This window comes from Bacteroides sp. ET71 (assembly GCF_023336905.1).
Classification (GTDB): domain Bacteria; phylum Bacteroidota; class Bacteroidia; order Bacteroidales; family Bacteroidaceae; genus Bacteroides.
Genome location: NZ_JAMBLS010000106.1, coordinates 1 through 1,036, shown reverse-complemented (window position 1 = coordinate 1,036; position 1,036 = coordinate 1). Strand labels below are relative to the sequence as shown.

General features: G+C 47.6%; 1 protein-coding gene. It reads left to right on the top strand.

What is annotated here, in order from left to right:
* On the top strand, window positions 1-1,036 hold a 1,036-nt coding region (locus tag M3090_RS15370), incomplete at its 5' end, for an IS630 family transposase (RefSeq protein ID WP_262918971.1).

Here is a 1,036-nt window from a genome sequence, read left to right as displayed (position 1 = left end):
AATTCAGTTGTCGACATCAGAAATGGAAGTTTTGCGTAAACTTCAACGGAATTTAGCCGGAAGTTCCGACTATGCCCGTGTGACTTGCATTCTGATGTTGGGCATGGGTAATACGCCCTCTTTCGTGTCCTCATGTCTTGGAATAGACGTTTCCACTGTATACCGTTATCGTTCCGCTTATTTACATGGTGGTGCTGATGAACTTCTGGAAAACCGTTACAAGGGTTATTGGGGGCTTCTTGACAGCCGTCAGCTGGCAGCCTTGTGCAAGGAACTACGCGAGCACATATATACGGATGCCAAAGGTGTGGCGGCCTGGATAAAGTCCGCATTCGGCGTTGAATACACTCCCCAGGGGGTTGCAGACTTGCTGAACCGCATCGGATTTACCTATAAGAAGACATCGGAAGTCCCTTGTGAGGCTGATGCCTCAAGGCAGGCGGCCTTTGCCGGGAAACTTTCAGAAATTCTTTCCGGTATGCCGGAAGATGCGGTGGTTTATTATGCGGACGGTGTCCATCCGACCCACAACAACCGTTCCACTTATGCGTGGATAGAGAAAGGCGAGAGACTTGAACAGCCGACCGTCAGCGGTCGTGACAGGGTGAACATCAACGGGTTGCTTAATGCATATGACGTGACAGATGTGATAGCGCATGACTGTGAGAGCGTCAATGCCGAATCCACCCGGGATGTTTATCAGTCAGCCTTGGAAAGGCATCCCGAAGCTTCCGTCATCTATATCATCTCCGACAATGCCCGCTATTATCACAACAAAAAGCTCAAGGAATGGGTAAACGGGACGAAAATCAAACAGATATTCCTGCCGCCTTACTCGCCGAACCTCAATTTGATTGAAAGGCTTTGGAAGTTCCTCAGGAAGAAGGTCATTAACACCGGATTCTACAGGACAAAAGAGAAATTCAGACAGGCCGTCAAGGATTTCTTCGACAATATCGGAAACTATAAAGAAGAGTTGGAGTCACTTCTAACTCTCAAATTTCGTTTGTGTAATTCGCAAACCATTTCTTTTTAA